This is a genomic window from Streptomyces sp. NPDC048696 (assembly GCF_043198895.1).
Taxonomy (GTDB): Bacteria; Actinomycetota; Actinomycetes; order Streptomycetales; family Streptomycetaceae; genus Streptomyces.
Genome location: NZ_JBICVJ010000010.1, coordinates 229,669 through 245,263, shown reverse-complemented (window position 1 = coordinate 245,263; position 15,595 = coordinate 229,669). Strand labels below are relative to the sequence as shown.

The window sequence follows — 15,595 nt, the reverse complement described above, 5'->3', positions numbered from 1 at the left end:
CCTTTGAGCAGCGAGCTTCTGGCCCCTCTCGACCTGGCGTTCTGGCACCTCGAATCCGCCGAGCACCCCATGCACCTGGGCGCGCTCGCGGTGTTCGAGTCCCGCCCGGGCTGTGACGGCGAGCGGATCCTCGCTCTGCTGGCCGAGCGGGCCGCCGCGATCCGGCGGCTGCGGATGCGGGTGCGCGGCGTCTGGCTCCCGGTCGGCGGGGCCGCCTGGGTCACGCACAAGGAGTTCGACGTGCACCGCCATGTGCGCCGGATCGAACTGCCCGGCGCCGACTTCGCGGCCGAGGCCGCCCGGGCCGCCGGGGAGCTGATGGAGCGGCCCCTCGAACGCGGCCTGCCGCCCTGGCGGATGTACGTCCTGACCGGCCCGGACGACGGGCGCCCGGGTGCGCCCTTCGCGGTCCTGGTCAAGCTGCACCACGCGCTCGCCGACGGCATGCGGGCCGTCGCCATCGTCGCGGGCATCCTCGACCAGCTGGCCGCGGCACCCCGCCGGCGCGGCCGTCCCGCTCCGTCGAGGGCCTGTCCGGTGGATCTGGCCGCCTTCGGTGCGGGGTGCCGTTTCGGTGCTGGTGAGCGGGGGGCTGGTGCGTGCAGCTGCAAGGCGGAGGAGGGCGGCGACGCGGAGCGTCGGCAACCGACGACAACGCGGCAGATGTGCGTGCCAGACCCGCGCGTCCCAGGCAAGATCCACCGGACAGGCCCTAGGTCCTGGCTGCCCGGCCCGCGCGAGGTCGCCGGGTTCGCCCGCGACCGGGTCGGCGAGGCCACCCGGGCGGTCGGCATAGGCGCCAGCGTGGTGCGGGCCAGCCGGATCGAGTTCGGCGGCGCCTCCGCCCTCGCCGCCGACTCCAGCGGCACCCGGCGGCTGGCCACCGCCGTGCTCGACGGGGACGAGGTGCAGCGGGTGCGCCGGGCCTTCGGTGGCACCGCCAATGATGTGCTGCTCGCGGTGGTCGCGGGCGGGCTGCGGCGCTGGCTGCTCGAACGCGGCTCGCCGCTGCCCGGCGCCGCGCCCCGCGCCCTGGTCCCGGTCTCGCGCCGGCGCCCGGGCGCCGCACCAGGCTCCGGCAACAAGCTCTCCGCGTACCTGCTCGGCCTCCCGGTCGCCGAGCCCGACCCCGTCGCCAGGCTCCATGCCGTACGCGTCGCGATGGAGCGGAACAAGGCCGCCGGGCCCGGGCGGGGCGCGGGGGCGGTCGCCGTGCTCGCCGACCGGCTGCCGCCGCTGGCCCACCGGTTCGGCGCGCCGCTCGCCCAGGGCGCGGCCCGTCTGCTCTTCGACCTGCTGGTCACCAGCGTGCCGCTGCCCCGCACCGAGCTCTCGCTCGGCGGCTGCCCGCTGCGCGAGATCTACCCGATGGCGCCGCTGGCGCGCGGGCAGTCCCTGGCGGTCGCCCTGTCGACGTACGGGGGCCGGGTCCATGTGGGCCTGGTGGCGGACGGGAAGGCGCTGCCCGACCTCGACCGGCTGGCCGAAGCTCTGCACGAGGAGCTGGCCGCGTTGGCCGAGGCCGTCGCCCCGGCGTCCCCGGCCGCCCGTGGCGAGCGCTGACCGGGAACCCGCGCCCCGCCCCGGTTAATCTGGGGCGTATGCCGGAATTGCCCGAAGTGGAAGCGCTGCGCGACTTCCTCGCCGTCCACCTGGTCGGCGAACGGATCGAGCGCGCGCGGCCCGTCGCGATCAGCGTCCTCAAGACGTACGACCCACCGCTCGACGCGCTCGACGGGCGGACGGTGACCGGCGTCGCACGGCACGGCAAGTTCCTCGATATCGAGGCCGACGGGCTCCACATGGCCGTCCATCTGGCCCGCGCGGGCTGGCTGCGCTGGCACGACGCGCTGCCCACCGACCCGCCGCGCCCCGGCAAGGGGCCGCTCGCGCTGCGGGTCGCGCTGGCGGGCGGGGCCGGGTTCGACCTGACCGAGGCGGGCACCCGCAAGAGCCTCGCCGTGTACCTGGTCCATGACCCGCAGGAGGTGCCCGGCATCGCCCGGCTCGGCCCCGACCCGCTCGCCCCCGGCTTCGGCCGCGACCAGCTCGGCGCTCTGCTCGCCGGGGAGCGGCGTCAGCTCAAGGGCGCGCTGCGCGACCAGACGCTCATCGCCGGGATCGGCAACGCCTACAGCGACGAGATCCTGCACGCCGCGAAGATGTCGCCGTTCAAGCCGGTCGCGCATCTCACCGAGGACGAGATCACCACCCTGTACGAGGCGCTGCGCACCACCCTCGCCGACGCGGTGGAACGCTCGCACGGGCTCGCCGCCGGGCGGCTCAAGGCGGAGAAGAAGAGCGGTCTTCGGGTGCACGGGCGCACCGGCGAACCCTGCCCGGTCTGCGGCGACACCGTCCGCGAGGTCTCGTTCGCCGACTCCTCGCTCCAGTACTGCGCCACCTGCCAGACCGACGGCAAGATCCTCGCCGACCGCCGGATGTCCAAACTCCTCAAGTAGAAGCCGTACGCACGTGAGTTGAGGTGCACGGGTCTATCCCGACCGGCTCAGCGTGGCCAGGCGTGCGCCGTCGCTCGTACGCACCTCGAAGCGCGCGATGTCGCCCGGCGCCAGCGCCGCCGCGCCCCGCATCCGTACCGTCCCCGCGTCCCGTACGGCCCAGGTGGCCACCGTGTCCACCTCGCCGCCGCGCCCCACCGCCACCAGCGTGCACACCACCGGGCCGCGCACCCCGCCCACATCGAGCCCGACGTCGGTGCCGAAGCCCGCGGGGGCCGCCGCGAGCGTCGCCGTGACGCCGGGGGCCGACGCGACCGCCGCCCAGTGCGGCGAGGCCGGTCCGGACAGCAGGCCGAGGGTCGCGAAGGGCGCGCCCGCCACCAGCGCCGCCGCGGCCACCAGGAGTCCGGCCCGCGTCCGGCGCTGCCTGCGCCGCCGCACGTCCACCGCGCCGAGCGCCGAGTGCAGCAGCGCGGGCGAGGGCGTGGCGACCGGGTCCACCCCGGGCGGCGTCCAGGCCACGTACGCGGCGAGCAGCGCCTCCACGCTTCCCAGCTCCCGCAGCAGCCGCGCGCAGCGCGCGCAGTGTGCCAGGTGCTCCTCGAAGCGGAAGGTGTCGGCGGTACCGAGTACACCGAGCGCGTACGCCCCGACGTCCCGGTGGAGTTCCAGCGGCCTCATGCCGTCTGGTACGCAGACGGGGCCCCAATCACTCAAGTCACACGGGAGGGGACACGCAGGCGCGGGCGCACCTACAATCCGAGCGCATGCTGCGCGTACTGGCGGTCGACGACGAGGCCCCCGCCCTCGAAGAGCTTCTGTACCTGCTGCGCGCGGACCCGAGGATCCGCAGCGCCGAGGGCGCCACCGGGGCCACCGACGCCCTGCGGCTGATCGGCGCGGCGCTGGACGCCGGGCCGCACGACGAGCGGGGCGTCGACGTCGTCTTCCTCGACATCCACATGGCCGGGCTGACCGGGCTCGACATCGCGCGGCTGCTCGCCGGGTTCGCCCGGCCGCCGCTGATCGTCTTCGTCACGGCGCACGAGGGCTTCGCCGTCCAGGCGTTCGACCTGAAGGCGGTCGACTACGTCCTCAAGCCGGTACGCAGGGAACGCCTGGCCGAGGCGGTGCGCCGGGTCGCCGAACTGTCGGGCGAGCGCACGCCGCCATCAGTCTCCGGCCAGCCCGTCCAGGAGACCGACGCGGGCCACATAGCCGTGGAACTGGGCGGCGTCACCCGGTTCCTGGCCGTCGCCGACATCGCGTACGCCGAGGCGCAGGGCGACTACGCCCGGCTGCACACCGCGGCGGGCAGCCATCTGGTGCGCGTGCCGCTCTCCACGCTTGAGGACCGCTGGCGCTCGCGCGGATTCGTCCGCATCCACCGCAGCCATCTGGTGGCGCTGGCCCGGATCGACGAACTGCGTCTGGACGCGGGCAGCATGACCGTCCGCATCGGCGGGGCCGAGCTCCCCGTCAGCCGCCGCCATGCGCGTACCCTCCGCGACCAGCTGTTGCGTCGCGGCGGGCGCTGACGACCCATCAGATTCGACTGAGCGTCAGAACAGGTGGATCGCCAGATGTCCCAGCGGAAGGCCGAGTTCCCAGGCCGGGGTCCACACCCGCGGCTCGTCCTCGGCCTCCGCGAGCGGATCGACCCCGCCCGGCACCACCGCGTCCAGGTCCGCGGCCAGCAGTTCGGTCTCCTCCAGCCAGCGCCACGCGTCCAGCGCCAGCGCCAGATCGGGGCCCGACCCGGCCGCCGCCCGCTCCTCAAGGCGCTCGCGGACCCAGCTGTGCCACGGCCGGCCGGCCGCGGTCAGTGAACTCCATTCGTCGAGCCGCGCCACCACGCGTGCGCCGCCGACCGCGCCGTCCGACAGGAAGATCGTCAACGCCAGTGCGTTGCGTCCGGCCCTGAATTCGAGCGTCGTCGGCGGCATGAGATCGCCGGTGCGCAGTAATTCGTCGGCGATGTACTCCGCGTACATCCATGCCATCGGTACCAGCAGTTCGCCACCGCTGGTCCCGTTCGTACCCTCCGGACGCATTCCGTCTCGCCTCTTTCATCGACTGTCCAGGCGCTCCAGGGAGCTCCAGGGAGCATTGAACCGGGGGCGCGTGCCCGCCGTGGCCAGAAGGGCAGGATCCGTCACCCGACACGAGGTGCCCATGCATGTCCGGCAGCTGCTCGGCGCCTACGTCCTCGGCGCCCTGGGACCGGACGAGGACCGCCGGGTCGCCGGGCATCTGCGCAGCTGTCCCGGCTGCCGCGCGGCCTACCTGGAGGTCGCGGAGACACCCTCGATGCTGGCCCTGCTCCTTGAGGAGGACCTGGCCGAGGATCCGCCGGACGAGTAGCCCGGCAGGACCCGCGCCAGGGCCCGAAGAGCATAGTACGAACGGGACTTGACGGTTCCGGCAGGGACCCCCAGGACTTCGGCGGCCTCCGCGACGCTGAGCCCCCGGAAGTAGATCTGCGCGAGCACCGCCCGGTGCTCGGGACTGAGCGTGCGCACCGCCTCCCGGACGTCGAGCGCCGCCGCCGACCGCTCGGCGTGGTCGTCCTGCGCCTGCTCCGGCGTGTCCAGGACCGTGTCGGGTACCTCGACCGGCCGCGCGAGGCGGGTGCGGCGCGCGTCGATCGCGAGGCGCCGGGCGACGGTGAACAGCCACGGCCGCATCGAAGCGTACGGGCCGTCGAACGCCTCCGGGTGCTGCCAGGCCCGCACCAGCGTCTCCTGGAGCAGATCCTCGGCGCGCTGGCGGTCGCCGTAGGTGAGCCCGAGCAGGAAGTGCATCAGGGCGGGTCCGTGTTCGCGCTGGAGCGCCGCCAGGTCGGGCTCGCGCGCGTACCGCCGCACCGGGGCCGCGCACAGGCCGGCCGCTTCCGAGAAACCCCTGCTCACCGTGTTCGCCCCTCCCCGAGAAGTCCGCGGGCCGCAGCCCGTATCCGAGCGCAATCGGGCGACGAGGGACAGCGGCCGGACCACGACATGCGACGAACGGTCGAATGGGGCGGCGAATGGTGCGGCGAACGGTTCGGAAAATGGAACAAATATGCATTATATGGACAACTGCTAGTCCATCAGGCATGTCATACCGCCATGTCAGACCCCTGGAGTCCGCGCCATGACGCAGAGAACCACACGGCGGACGGCGGCTCTCGCGGCCCTCGTCCTCGCCGTGACCGCCGGGTGCGCCGGGGAGCACCGGGCGGTCACCCGCGTGCCGCACCACCACCGGGGCTCCGGGCGGCTGGACACGCCGTCACCGGCCAGCGGCGCCGCGCCCGCCGCGCCGCGCCCGTTCACGCTGGTCGCCACCGGTGACGTCCTGCCGCACACCTCGACCATCCAGCGCGCCGCCGCCGACGCGGGCGGCGACGGATACGACTTCCGGCCGATGCTCGCCGGGGTCAAGCCCATCGTCTCCCGCGCCGACCTGGCGATCTGTCACATGGAGACGGTGTACGGGCCGGACGGCGGGCCCTTCACCGGCTATCCGGCGTTCACCTCGCCGCCGCAGATCGCCGCCGCGCTCAAGGACACCGGCTACGACTCCTGCTCGACCGCGTCCAACCACAGCCTCGACGACGGGGCCGAGGGGATCGCGCGGACGCTGCGCGCCTTCGACAAGGCCGGACTCAAGCACACCGGTTCCGGCCGCACGGCCAGGGAGTCCGCGAGCCCCGCCCTGCTGGAGGCGGGCGGCGCGAAGGTCGCCCAGCTGGCGTACACGTACGACACCAACGGCTACGCCATGCCCGACGGCCAGCCGTGGGCCGTCCACCTCATCGACGAGCAGAAGATCATCGCGGACGCGCGGGCGGCCCGGAAGGCGGGCGCGGACATCGTGGTCGTCAGTGTCCACTGGGGCACGGAGTGGCAGACCGAGCCCGACGAGCAGCAGCTGCGGCTCGGCCGCGCGCTCACCGCGTCCAAGACCGGCGACCGGCCGGACATCGACCTGATCCTGGGCACGCACGCGCACATCCCGCAGCCGTACGAGAAGGTCAACGGCACCTGGATCGTCTACGGGGAGGGCGACCAGATCGCCGGGGAGATGTTCAACAACAACGACGAGCGCGACGCGCGCGGGAACATGAGCTCGATCGGCCGCTTCACGTTCGCGCCGCCGGTACGGCCCGGGGCGCGGTGGGAGGTCACCAAGGCGGAGTTCATCCCGCAGTGGATCGACGTCGACCGGGGCCGCGTGATGGACCTGCCCGAGGCGCTGAAGGCGGCGCCGGACCGGGCGGACTACAAGGACGCCGAGGCGGAGATCCGCGAGGCGGTGCTGAGCCGGGGCGCGGGGAAGGACGGCCTCACGATGGCGGACCGGTAAGGGCCGCTCCCGGCTCCCCGCTCGACGTGGGCCGGAGCTGAGGCACGGGACGGCTTACGGCACCACAGTCACCGGCCAGCGCCCCGCCTTCACCAGGCGTACCGCCACCGAGCCGACGATGCGGTGGCCCGCCGACTCCGACGCGCCGACCACCACCGCGTCCGCCTTGAGCTCGTCCGCCGCCTTCACCAGACCGCTGTACGCCTCGCCCCGCAGCGTGTGGAACTCCCAGCGCACGGTCCAGATGTCCCGCACCCGTTCCGCCGCCGCGCGGATCTCCGCCACCAGGCCCTCGGCGATCTCCCCGGTCGTGTCCGCGATCGGCGCGCCCATCGCGGCACCCGCCGTGACCAGCGGCTGGACGTAGACCACCGCGAGCAGCGCGTGCTGGCGCCGGGCCAGACCACTGGCGTACGCCGCCGCCCGCAGCGAGGAGTCGGAGCCGTCCACTCCGACGACGATGACCTTGGGACCGTCGGTACCACGTTCGAAGGGTGCTGTCACCCGAACGAGGCTAGCCCCACGGCGGGCCGTGTCCGACAGGCGGCCCGGCGCGCCGCTCCCTAGAGTGCAAGGCATGAGTGTCACCGAGGGGGCGCCCATACCCGCACGGGCCCATCCGCCCGCCCGGTCCCGGTTCCTGACCCGGGTGCCGGAGGCGTTCGCCATGTTCTTCGCCGGGCTCGGACTGTTCTGCGGGATCATCGCGCTGTTCCCGGCCCTGCGGCACCTGCTGCGGCCGGTCTCCTGGTTCCTCGACCGGGTGACCGTCCCGGTCAGCGCCAACCTCGCGTACGCCGTCTTCCTGCTGCTGCTCGCCGCCGCCATCGGAGCCCGCAAGAAGGTCGCCTGGTGGCTGGTGGTGGGCTATCTGGGCCTGCTCTTCGCCGCCGACCTGCTGCTGCTCACGGTCGCCCAGTGGACGTGGGCCGCCAACGGGTTCGTCTGCGGGGCGGCCCTGCTGGTGCTGATCCTGGCGCGCGGCGAGTTCTACGCGGAGACCCGGCGCGGCGCCGTCCACCGGTCCCTGCTCGTCCTGGTGCTCGGGCTCGCCGCCGGCGTCCTGGCCGGCTGGGCGCTGGTGGAGATCTTCCCCGGTACGCTCCCGCGCGGCCAGCGGCTGCTGTGGGCCACCAACCGGGTGCTCGGCGGCCTCGCCTCCAACGGCCAGTTCGACGGTCGCCCACCGCGCCCGCTGTACTTCTTCCTCGGTCTGTTCGGCGCGATCGCCCTGCTCAGCGCGGCCACCACGCTCTTTCGCTCGCAGCGCATGGAGGCCGCGCTGCACGGCGACGAGGAGCCCCGCATCCGCGCGCTGCTGCGCGCCTACGGCCGCGACGACTCGCTCGGCTACTTCGCCACCCGCCGCGACAAGGCGGTCGTGTTCTCGCCGAGCGGCAAGGCGGCCGTCACCTACCGGGTGGAGGCCGGGGTCGCGCTGGCCAGCGGCGACCCGGTCGGTGACCGCGAGGCATGGGGGCCCGCCATCGCCGCCTGGCTGGACGTGGCCAAGCAGTACGCCTGGGCGCCCGCCGTGATGGGTGCCTCCGAGGAGGGCGCCACCGTCTACGCCCGGCACGGCCTGAGCGCCATGCAGCTGGGCGACGAGGCGATCCTGCACGTGGCCAGGTTCGACCTGGACGGACGCGAGATGCGGGTCACCCGCCAGGCCGTCCACCGCGTCGCCAGAACCGGCGCCACCACCCGCATCCGCCGCCACTCGGCGCTCACCGACGAGGAGATGCAGCAGATCGTCGACCGGGCCGACGCCTGGCGCGACACCGAGACCGAGCGCGGCTTCTCCATGGCCCTGGACCGGCTCGGCGACCCCGCCGACGGCGAGTGCCTGCTGGTGGAGGCGTTCGACGCGGACGGCAAGCTCATCGCGCTGCTCTCCTTCGTGCCGTGGGGCCCGGACGGCATCTCGCTGGACCTGATGCGGCGCGACCGCAGCGCGCCCAACGGCGTCATGGAGTTCATGGTGGCCGAGCTCTGCGCACAGGCGCCCAAGCTGGGCGTACGGCGGATCTCGCTGAACTTCGCCGTGTTCCGCTCGGCCTTCGAGGAGGGCGCGCGGATCGGCGCCGGCCCGGTGCTGCGGCTGTGGCGCCGGCTGCTGCTGTTCTTCTCCAAGTGGTGGCAGCTGGAGGCGCTGTACCGCTCGAACGTGAAGTACCAGCCCCAGTGGTTCCCGCGGTTCCTCTGCTACGGGGACGCGGGCTCGCTCGCCCGGGTCGGCCTCGCCTCCGGCATCGCCGAGGGCTTCGTCTCCGTACCCAGTCTGCGCAAGCTCTGGGGCAAGGGGCGCCCCAGCGGCGTCACCAGCCCCGGCTCCACCGAGGGCCTGCCGTCGATCGAGGCGCTGGGCCTGGCCGGGGCCGGCGCGGACGGCACGGCGGGGGAGCGGCAGCTGCCCGAACAGGTGCGGGTGCGCCACCGCAAGCTGGAGCGGCTGCGGGCCGACGGCACCGAGCCGTACCCGGTGGTCATCCCGGCCCGCACCCACACCCTGGAGCGGCTGCGGGCCGCCGGGCCGGGGACGGACGCGACCGTGGCCGGGCGCGTGCTGGCCGTACGCGACTTCGGCGGGGTCGTCTTCGCCGTACTGCGCGACTGGTCCGGCGATCTCCAGCTGGCGCTCACCCGGGACGGCACCGGCGCGGCCGTGCTCGACCGGTTCACCCGCGACGTCGACCTCGGCGACCACATCACCGCGACCGGCACCACCGGCACCACCGACCGGGGCGAGCTCTCGCTCTTCGTCACCGACTGGCAGATGACCGGAAAGTGCCTGCGGCCGCTGCCCGACAAGCGGCGGGGCCTCGCCGACCCGGAGGCCCGGGTGCGCCGGCGCTATCTCGACCTGGTGGTCCGCCCCGAGGCCCGCCAGGTCGTACGGGCCCGCTCCACCGCCGTCCAGGCACTGCGCCAGGGCCTGCTGGACCGGGGCTATCTGGAGGTCGAGACGCCGATGCTCCAGCAGATCCACGGCGGCGCCAACGCGCGCCCGTTCACCACCCACATCAACGCCTACGACCTGGACCTTTATCTGCGGATCGCGCCCGAGCTGTATCTGAAGCGGCTGTGCGTCGGCGGGGTCGAGAAGGTCTTCGAGATGGGCCGCACCTTCCGCAACGAGGGCGTCTCGTACAAGCACAACCCCGAGTTCACGATGCTGGAGGCGTACCAGGCCTTCGCCGACTACGACGTGATGCTCGATCTGACCCGTGAGCTGATCCAGGGCGCGGCGACCGCCGCGTTCGGCGCGCCCGTCGCCCGCAAGGCGGGCCCGGACGGGCGGCTCGTCGAGCACGACATCTCCGGTCCCTGGCCGGTCAAGACGCTGTACGGGGCCCTCTCCGAGGCGCTGGGCGAGGAGGTCGACGCCGACACCGACGAACAGGTGCTGCGGCGGCTGTGCGACCGGGCCGGCGTCCCGCACACGCCCGACAACAGCCGGGGCGACGTGGTCCTGGAGATGTACGAACGCCTGGTCGAGGAGAAGACCCAGCTGCCCACCTTCTACAAGGACTTCCCGACCGAGGTCTCCCCGCTCACCCGCCAGCACCGCGCCGACCCCCGGCTCGCCGAGCGCTGGGACCTGGTGGCGTTCGGCACCGAACTCGGCACCGCCTACTCGGAGTTGACCGACCCCGTGGAGCAGCGGCGGCGGCTCACCGCGCAGTCGCTGCTCGCCGCCGGTGGGGATCCGGAGGCGATGGAGCTGGACGAGGAGTTCCTGGACGCGCTGGAGTACGCCATGCCGCCGACCGGCGGGCTCGGCATCGGGGTGGACCGCACCGTCATGTTCCTCACGGGCCTGACGATCCGTGAGACACTGCCGTTCCCCCTGGTCCGCCGCCACTGAGACGGTCCGGGCCCGCGCGTCGGCGGGCCCAGGTGCGTCCCAACGGGTGTTTTCGGGCCACGCGGGCGGTGTGCTTCAGGCGCCCGGGCCGCGCACCGTGCGAGCCATGGCTCATGAAAAAGGATGAGATGCTCCCCGGGCGACGCACGCTGCTGCGCGTCGGCGCCTGCCTGGGAGCGGCCGCCGCCCTGCGGATGCTGACCGCCGAGGACACCGGCGCCCCCGAGCGGCGGGCCGCCGCCGGGCCCGCCCCGGGGCCGCAGGCCGCGCCGCCCCGGCTGAAGTCCACCGCGTACCGGCTGGCGCCGATGACCGCCGACGCGCCGCCGCAGTACCACACCGCGCTGCCGCCGGTGCGCCGCAAGCCGTTCCTGAGCATGCCCCAGCTCGGCCCCGACACCATGGTGCTGACCTTCGACGACGGCCCCGACCCGCGCTACACCCCGGAGATCCTGCGCACCCTGCGCGAGCACGACGTCCGCGCGATGTTCTTCGTCTGCGGCGAGATGGCGACCGACAACCGCGATCTGCTGCGCGAGATGCACGACGACGGCCATGTCGTCGGCAACCACTCCTGGACCCATCCGCTCCTGATCAAGATGTCGTACGACGCGGTGCACGACGAGATGGCCCGCACCAGCGAGGTGATCGACGACATCATCGGCGAGCGTCCGCAGTGGTTCCGTGCTCCGTACGGGGCCTGGAACCGCGACTCGTTCCGGATCGGCGCCGAGCTGGGCATGGAGCCGATGGGCTGGACCGTGGACACGCTCGACTGGACCATGCCCGGCACGCCCACCATCGTCCGGCGCGTCCTGGACGGCGCCGCGCCCGGCGTCGTGGTGCTCTCGCACGACGCGGGGGGCGACCGCTCGCAGAGCGTGGCCGCGCTGCGCACGTATCTGCCCCAACTGCTGGGCGCGGGCTACCGGTTGAGGGTACCGCCCAAGCGCCGCTGAGCCACCTGGGCGGTCGGCCGGTGGCCGCTCAGCGAGAGGCCACCATGCGGGCGAAGACGACGACATTGCCGTCGTAGCCCCGGGCGCGGGTGAAGCCGCCGCCGCAGGTGATCACCCGCAGCTCCGGGTGCCCGGTGTCGCCGTACACCCGGGCACCCGGGAAGTTGTTCTTGTCGTACACCTCGACGCCGTACACCTCGAACACGGCGACGCGCCCGTCCGCGCGGGTCACCTCGACGTGGTTGCCCTTCTTGAGCGAGCCGAGGCCGTAGAAGACGGCCGGGCCCCGGGTGTTGTCGACGTGGCCGACCATCACCGCGGTGCCGCGCTGGCCGGGGGAGACCCCGTTCTGGTACCAGCCCGCCAGATTGGGGTCGTCCGGGGGCGGCGCCTGGACCCAGCCGTCCTGGTCGATCCCGACCTCGATGACCGGGGCGTCGATCTTGATCGCGCCGATCGTGATCCGGGAGGCCGGGGCGAACCCCAGCGGCTCGACCGGGATGAGCGGCGTCGTGGGGACGAAGACCTCCGGACGGCCCGTCAGCGCGGCCGCCGCCGCGGGCTGCGGCGGGCCCATCGTGATGTCGGCGCCGTTGCGCACCAGCGCCAGGCCGGTGAGCATCACCAGGGCCAGGGCCCCCCATGGCGACCACCTGCGATGCTCCGAGCCGCCCTCTTCCTGCCGCATCTCGCTCCCTCCAAAGCCCTCCGTGCCACCTGTAGGCACGGTAGGGGCGACATCGCACTCCGGCGATCGGAGAGGTGCGAACGGGTGAGGGGGCCGGGGAGGCCGGGGGGACGCCCTTTCGTGGCGGACGAGCGGGGGTGACCCATCCGTGTCACGGTCGGCGTTATCGTCCGATAAAAGTTCTGACGGTCTGTGACCTGCGGGTCCGTCAGATCGGCGGGCCGCTCCCCGGCGTGTCGGCTCACCAGGGTGGACCAGCGCCGACATGCGAGGTCGCAGCCGTGCGGTGAGGGTTCGTCATGGGAGGCGTACTCGTCGAATTTCCCGGAGCACGGCTTTGGGGCGCCCTCCCTCGGAGGTTCAACCATGCGTGCTTCACGCGCTCTTCCGGTGGCCGTGGCCGCCTTCGCGGCGGTGGGGCTCTCGGCCCCGCTGGCCGCTGCCAACTTCGGCCCGAGCAACGTCTCGGTCAACCCGAACGCGGTGCACCAGGGCGGCATCCTGACGATCACCGCCAACGGCTGCGGCCACGGCGGCATCGTGACGTCGGACGCCTTTCACCCGACGTCGCTGTCCAGCGGGGACACCGGTTTCGCGACCGCGAGGGTCTTCGACCGGATCGCGCCCGGGACGTACAACCTGTCGGTCCGGTGCAACGACAACCCCAGAACCGAGGTGCGCAGCTTCACGGTGCTCCCCGGCCGCGGCGCGATGGGCGGGCTCGGGGGCTCGGTCGGCCCGACTCAGACCGAGATGGCGGTCGGCGGGTCCCTGGTGGCCGCCGCCGCCATCGGCGGCGCCGTCTTCGTGGTACGACGCCGCCGCGCAGCCGGCGGACGGCTCTGACCGACCGAACCTCCCGGACAGAGCCGAACCGCCCGTCGCCCCGCGTCCTGGCCAGGACGCGGGGCGACGGGCGTTGGGGGCGGTGTCAGCGGCTGTCGCCGCGCCGCCGCAGATAGAACGCGAGACCGCCGCCCGCGACGGCGATGAGCGCGAGGCCGGTGGCGATCTCCCCCAGGTCCACGCCCTGGGCGCTGCCGCCGAGACCGCCCCGCACACCCCGCCCCGGGACACTGGTCGAGCTGGTGGTCGGCGGCCGGGGGGTGGGCCGGACGACAGGGGGCCGCACGGTGGGCCGGACCGGCTGTGGGCCGGGCCCGCCGGCGATCGTCAGATCGGTGGTACCCCGCTCGCTGCCGCACATGAACGTCACGGTGTAGGTGGCACCGCGCTTGGCGTTGGAGTCGACCTGGGCGGTCGTGGAGCTCTCGCGGGGGATGGTGACGGTCTCGAAGACGCCGGAGGAGGCGGTGGCGGTGTTGGGACACCCCGTGACGTTCAGCGTGACCTGACCGCCGGCGGCGACGGTGGAGGGGGTCACGCTGAACCCGAACGACGTGATGTTGCTGCCGTGCGCGCCGTCGGCGGCCATGGCCCCGGGGGTGGCGAGGGAGAGTGCGGCGGCGGCGAGCAGGGTGGCGGATCCGATACGTATCGCGCCCATGGACTAATCCTCCGGTCCCCGAGGCGCACTGCGGAACCGATTTCCACATCAGGCGGGAAATGCGTCTCGTGCCCGACACGCTAGGAGCGGGTGGTTCCGGTCGCGATCGGTATCCGGCGAATGGGGCATTCCGTTCCCCCACCCGGTGGACCCGCCGGGGTGTCACCCGCCTGTTTCGTCAATTCGTCAGCTCCGGGAACAGGGCCTGGAAGGGCGCGGTGGTGGCCGAGACGCCCCGGCCGAACGGCGCGTCGAAGTCCCAGATCAGGAAGAGCAGGAACGCGATCAGCACGCTGAAGAGCCCGGCCAGCAGCAGTTCGCGCCCGGTGCGCCGGATCTGGAGCGTGAAGATCAGCCCGACGGTCACCACGGCCCCGACGATCAGCCCGAACCACACCACGCCCGGCATGGTCGCGCCCGCCCCCTGCCCGCGTGCGGTGCGGGCGTCGTCGACGGCGGCCACCTGGTCGACGAGCGGCTGGTAGGCCTGGCTCTCGTGGTCGTTGGCGGGCACATAGCCGGTGACGTCCTTGCGGAGCTTCGAGAGCAGCACGGCCCCCTTGTCGCCGAGCTCGCCGTCGACCTGCATGTGGTGCCACTCGCTGTGGATCACGTACGTGACGTACGAGTCGACGTCGGCGCGGATGTGGTCGCGGACCGGGGCCGGATAGACCTGGACGCGCTCGCTGACCTCGTGCAGCGCCTGGGCCTCCTGACGGACGGTCTCCTGGGCAGCGCTGCGGGCCTCCCAGACGCCCGCGATGGCGAGGCCCAGGACGATCGCGTACACCACGCCCATCATCATCGTCATGTACTCGATGACGTCCGGGGTCTCGGAGGGGTCGTCGTCCTCGCGGATGCGGCGGTGGTTGACGACGACGATGGTCAGCACGACGGCGCACGCGGCGGCCATCGCGATAACGAGGACGATCCAGTCCTTCAAGGCAGAACCTTCCACGGGTCGGAGCGGGGGAGTGCGTACGACGCGGACGCGCGATCAGCGGGAAGAACGGGGGCGGAGCACGGCGACGGCCAGCACCGCGGGCGCCGTGATCAGCAGCGTGAGCGTGACCGGGGAGAGCAGCGAGCTGGGCTTCTTGCGCGGCGGCATGCGGTACGCGTGCAGCACCATCGGCCGGGGCCGCGGCGGCGGGGGAGTGACCGAGGGCGTCGGGGACGCCGGCGGCGTCGGCGGCTGCGGCGGGACGGGTGCCGGGGCGGGCGGACGTACGGGCGGGGCAAAAGGCGGTGGCGGCACCGGATTGGGCGGTACGGGCTTCGGCGGCACCGGCTGCGGCGGGACCGGGGCCGGGGGCACGGGAGGCGGCGGAGGTGCCGGAGGCGGCGGCACCGGCTTGGGCGGCACCGGCGGCGGCTTGGGCGCGGGCGGCTTCGGTGCGGGCGGGGGCGGCGGCGGTGTGCAGAGGCCGCCGTCCCCGGCGATCGCCACCGCCGCGTTCGACCCGTGGTCCGCGACCGCCCACGCACAGGCGTCCGCGCGCGCGTGCGGTGCGGGACCGGCGAACAGCAGGGCGAGGGCGGCCGTCGCGACGAGCCGCCCGGCCAACCGGGCGCCGAGCGGCCGTTGGGCCAAATGGGTTCCGTGCACGTCTCGGATCATCGGGCCCGGCGGCCCCGGGCACTATGCGCGCGACGCTGATTCGCCTGATGGGAGGAGCTTCGGCCGCTTTGCGTTTGGAACGGGCGAGGGGCGGTTTCACGGGGGCGGGAAAATTCTTTCGCAGGGGGTTGAACGCTCGG

At 73.4% G+C, this 15,595-nt stretch carries 16 protein-coding genes; 8 read left to right on the top strand and 8 right to left on the bottom strand.

Going from position 1 to position 15,595, the window contains the following annotated elements; translation table 11 throughout:
• The first annotated feature begins 3 nt into the window (after window positions 1–3).
• Together ACGFRG_RS22700 and ACGFRG_RS22695 are read left to right on the top strand one after the other, a co-directional pair.
• The gene (locus ACGFRG_RS22700; protein WP_393266499.1) at window positions 4–1,563 is read left to right on the top strand and encodes a wax ester/triacylglycerol synthase family O-acyltransferase; all 1,560 of its coding nucleotides are present in this window, start codon (window positions 4–6) and stop codon (window positions 1,561–1,563) included.
• Window positions 1,564–1,601: 38 nt separating this feature from the next.
• Window positions 1,602–2,462 (top strand): DNA-formamidopyrimidine glycosylase family protein, encoded by an 861-nt coding sequence (locus ACGFRG_RS22695; protein WP_361418855.1) that lies wholly within the window; start codon window positions 1,602–1,604, stop codon window positions 2,460–2,462.
• A gap of 33 nt (window positions 2,463–2,495) precedes the next feature.
• On the opposite strand, the gene ACGFRG_RS22690 is transcribed toward ACGFRG_RS22695, so the two are convergent.
• Window positions 2,496–3,143: a zf-HC2 domain-containing protein gene (locus tag ACGFRG_RS22690; protein ID WP_361418852.1), complete on the bottom strand. Its 648-nt coding sequence runs from the start codon at window positions 3,141–3,143 to the stop codon at window positions 2,496–2,498.
• Window positions 3,144–3,229: 86 nt separating this feature from the next.
• Here ACGFRG_RS22690 and ACGFRG_RS22685 point away from each other — a divergent pair, with 86 nt between their 5' ends.
• Window positions 3,230–4,000, top strand: coding sequence for a LytTR family DNA-binding domain-containing protein (locus ACGFRG_RS22685; protein WP_361418849.1), 771 nt, complete (start codon window positions 3,230–3,232; stop codon window positions 3,998–4,000).
• A gap of 24 nt (window positions 4,001–4,024) precedes the next feature.
• Here the strand turns inward: ACGFRG_RS22685 and ACGFRG_RS22680 are convergent, their stop codons facing one another.
• Window positions 4,025–4,516: a hypothetical protein gene (locus tag ACGFRG_RS22680; protein ID WP_393266494.1), complete on the bottom strand. Its 492-nt coding sequence runs from the start codon at window positions 4,514–4,516 to the stop codon at window positions 4,025–4,027.
• 121 nt (window positions 4,517–4,637) lie between these two features.
• On the opposite strand from ACGFRG_RS22680, the gene ACGFRG_RS22675 reads away from it, so the two are divergent.
• The gene (locus ACGFRG_RS22675) at window positions 4,638–4,826 is read left to right on the top strand and encodes a zf-HC2 domain-containing protein (protein ID WP_361418843.1); all 189 of its coding nucleotides are present in this window, start codon (window positions 4,638–4,640) and stop codon (window positions 4,824–4,826) included.
• Here the strand turns inward: ACGFRG_RS22675 and ACGFRG_RS22670 are convergent.
• A complete protein-coding gene (locus ACGFRG_RS22670) occupies window positions 4,745–5,329 on the bottom strand; it encodes a sigma-70 family RNA polymerase sigma factor (RefSeq protein WP_393266671.1) in 585 nt (194 codons plus the stop codon). The genes ACGFRG_RS22675 and ACGFRG_RS22670 overlap by 82 nt on opposite strands.
• A gap of 268 nt (window positions 5,330–5,597) precedes the next feature.
• Here ACGFRG_RS22670 and ACGFRG_RS22665 point away from each other — a divergent pair, with 268 nt between their 5' ends.
• Window positions 5,598–6,812, top strand: coding sequence for a CapA family protein (locus ACGFRG_RS22665; RefSeq protein WP_393266491.1), 1,215 nt, complete (start codon window positions 5,598–5,600; stop codon window positions 6,810–6,812).
• Between the two features lie 54 nt (window positions 6,813–6,866).
• Here the strand turns inward: ACGFRG_RS22665 and ACGFRG_RS22660 are convergent, their stop codons facing one another.
• Window positions 6,867–7,391, bottom strand: coding sequence for a universal stress protein (locus ACGFRG_RS22660; RefSeq protein WP_393266488.1), 525 nt, complete (start codon window positions 7,389–7,391; stop codon window positions 6,867–6,869).
• On the opposite strand from ACGFRG_RS22660, the gene lysX reads away from it, so the two are divergent.
• Both lysX and ACGFRG_RS22650 read left to right on the top strand, forming a co-directional pair.
• On the top strand, window positions 7,390–10,680 hold the full coding sequence (lysX, locus tag ACGFRG_RS22655; RefSeq protein WP_361418834.1) for a bifunctional lysylphosphatidylglycerol synthetase/lysine--tRNA ligase LysX: 3,291 nt from the start codon (window positions 7,390–7,392) through the stop codon (window positions 10,678–10,680). The two genes, ACGFRG_RS22660 and lysX, sit on opposite strands and share 2 nt — an antisense overlap.
• 113 nt (window positions 10,681–10,793) lie before the next feature.
• On the top strand, window positions 10,794–11,639 hold the full coding sequence (locus tag ACGFRG_RS22650) for a polysaccharide deacetylase family protein (RefSeq protein ID WP_361418831.1): 846 nt from the start codon (window positions 10,794–10,796) through the stop codon (window positions 11,637–11,639).
• Window positions 11,640–11,667: 28 nt separating this feature from the next.
• Here the strand turns inward: ACGFRG_RS22650 and ACGFRG_RS22645 are convergent, their stop codons facing one another.
• On the bottom strand, window positions 11,668–12,327 hold the full coding sequence (locus ACGFRG_RS22645; RefSeq protein WP_361418828.1) for a class F sortase: 660 nt from the start codon (window positions 12,325–12,327) through the stop codon (window positions 11,668–11,670).
• Between the two features lie 366 nt (window positions 12,328–12,693).
• On the opposite strand from ACGFRG_RS22645, the gene ACGFRG_RS22640 reads away from it, so the two are divergent.
• Window positions 12,694–13,173: a hypothetical protein gene (locus tag ACGFRG_RS22640; protein WP_361418825.1), complete on the top strand. Its 480-nt coding sequence runs from the start codon at window positions 12,694–12,696 to the stop codon at window positions 13,171–13,173.
• Window positions 13,174–13,258: 85 nt separating this feature from the next.
• Here ACGFRG_RS22640 and ACGFRG_RS22635 read toward each other — a convergent pair whose 3' ends face one another.
• From ACGFRG_RS22635 to ACGFRG_RS22625, 3 genes are all read right to left on the bottom strand, one after another.
• The gene (locus tag ACGFRG_RS22635; protein WP_361418822.1) at window positions 13,259–13,834 is read right to left on the bottom strand and encodes a hypothetical protein; all 576 of its coding nucleotides are present in this window, start codon (window positions 13,832–13,834) and stop codon (window positions 13,259–13,261) included.
• 178 nt (window positions 13,835–14,012) lie between these two features.
• Window positions 14,013–14,777 carry a hypothetical protein gene (locus ACGFRG_RS22630; protein WP_361418819.1) on the bottom strand — a complete coding sequence of 255 codons (765 nt, stop codon included), beginning with the start codon at window positions 14,775–14,777 and terminating at the stop codon, window positions 14,013–14,015.
• A 54-nt stretch (window positions 14,778–14,831) separates the two neighbouring features.
• Window positions 14,832–15,443, bottom strand: coding sequence for a hypothetical protein (locus ACGFRG_RS22625; RefSeq protein ID WP_393266482.1), 612 nt, complete (start codon window positions 15,441–15,443; stop codon window positions 14,832–14,834).
• Between the last annotated feature and the right edge of the window lie 152 nt (window positions 15,444–15,595).

Bases quoted from the DNA above. Each gene is read 5' to 3' on its own strand.
- ACGFRG_RS22665 (WP_393266491.1), top strand. From the start codon at position 5,598: ATGACGCAGAGAACCACACGGCGGACGGCGGCTCTCGCGGCCCTCGTC.
- ACGFRG_RS22650 (WP_361418831.1), top strand. From the start codon at position 10,794: ATGAAAAAGGATGAGATGCTCCCCGGGCGACGCACGCTGCTGCGCGTC.
- ACGFRG_RS22635 (WP_361418822.1), bottom strand. From the start codon at position 13,834: ATGGGCGCGATACGTATCGGATCCGCCACCCTGCTCGCCGCCGCCGCA.
- ACGFRG_RS22695 (WP_361418855.1), top strand. From the start codon at position 1,602: ATGCCGGAATTGCCCGAAGTGGAAGCGCTGCGCGACTTCCTCGCCGTC.
- ACGFRG_RS22640 (WP_361418825.1), top strand. From the start codon at position 12,694: ATGCGTGCTTCACGCGCTCTTCCGGTGGCCGTGGCCGCCTTCGCGGCG.
- ACGFRG_RS22675 (WP_361418843.1), top strand. From the start codon at position 4,638: ATGCATGTCCGGCAGCTGCTCGGCGCCTACGTCCTCGGCGCCCTGGGA.
- ACGFRG_RS22660 (WP_393266488.1), bottom strand. From the start codon at position 7,391: ATGCCTTGCACTCTAGGGAGCGGCGCGCCGGGCCGCCTGTCGGACACG.
- ACGFRG_RS22680 (WP_393266494.1), bottom strand. From the start codon at position 4,516: ATGCGTCCGGAGGGTACGAACGGGACCAGCGGTGGCGAACTGCTGGTA.
- ACGFRG_RS22645 (WP_361418828.1), bottom strand. From the start codon at position 12,327: ATGCGGCAGGAAGAGGGCGGCTCGGAGCATCGCAGGTGGTCGCCATGG.
- ACGFRG_RS22685 (WP_361418849.1), top strand. From the start codon at position 3,230: ATGCTGCGCGTACTGGCGGTCGACGACGAGGCCCCCGCCCTCGAAGAG.
- lysX (WP_361418834.1), top strand. From the start codon at position 7,390: ATGAGTGTCACCGAGGGGGCGCCCATACCCGCACGGGCCCATCCGCCC.
- ACGFRG_RS22690 (WP_361418852.1), bottom strand. From the start codon at position 3,143: ATGAGGCCGCTGGAACTCCACCGGGACGTCGGGGCGTACGCGCTCGGT.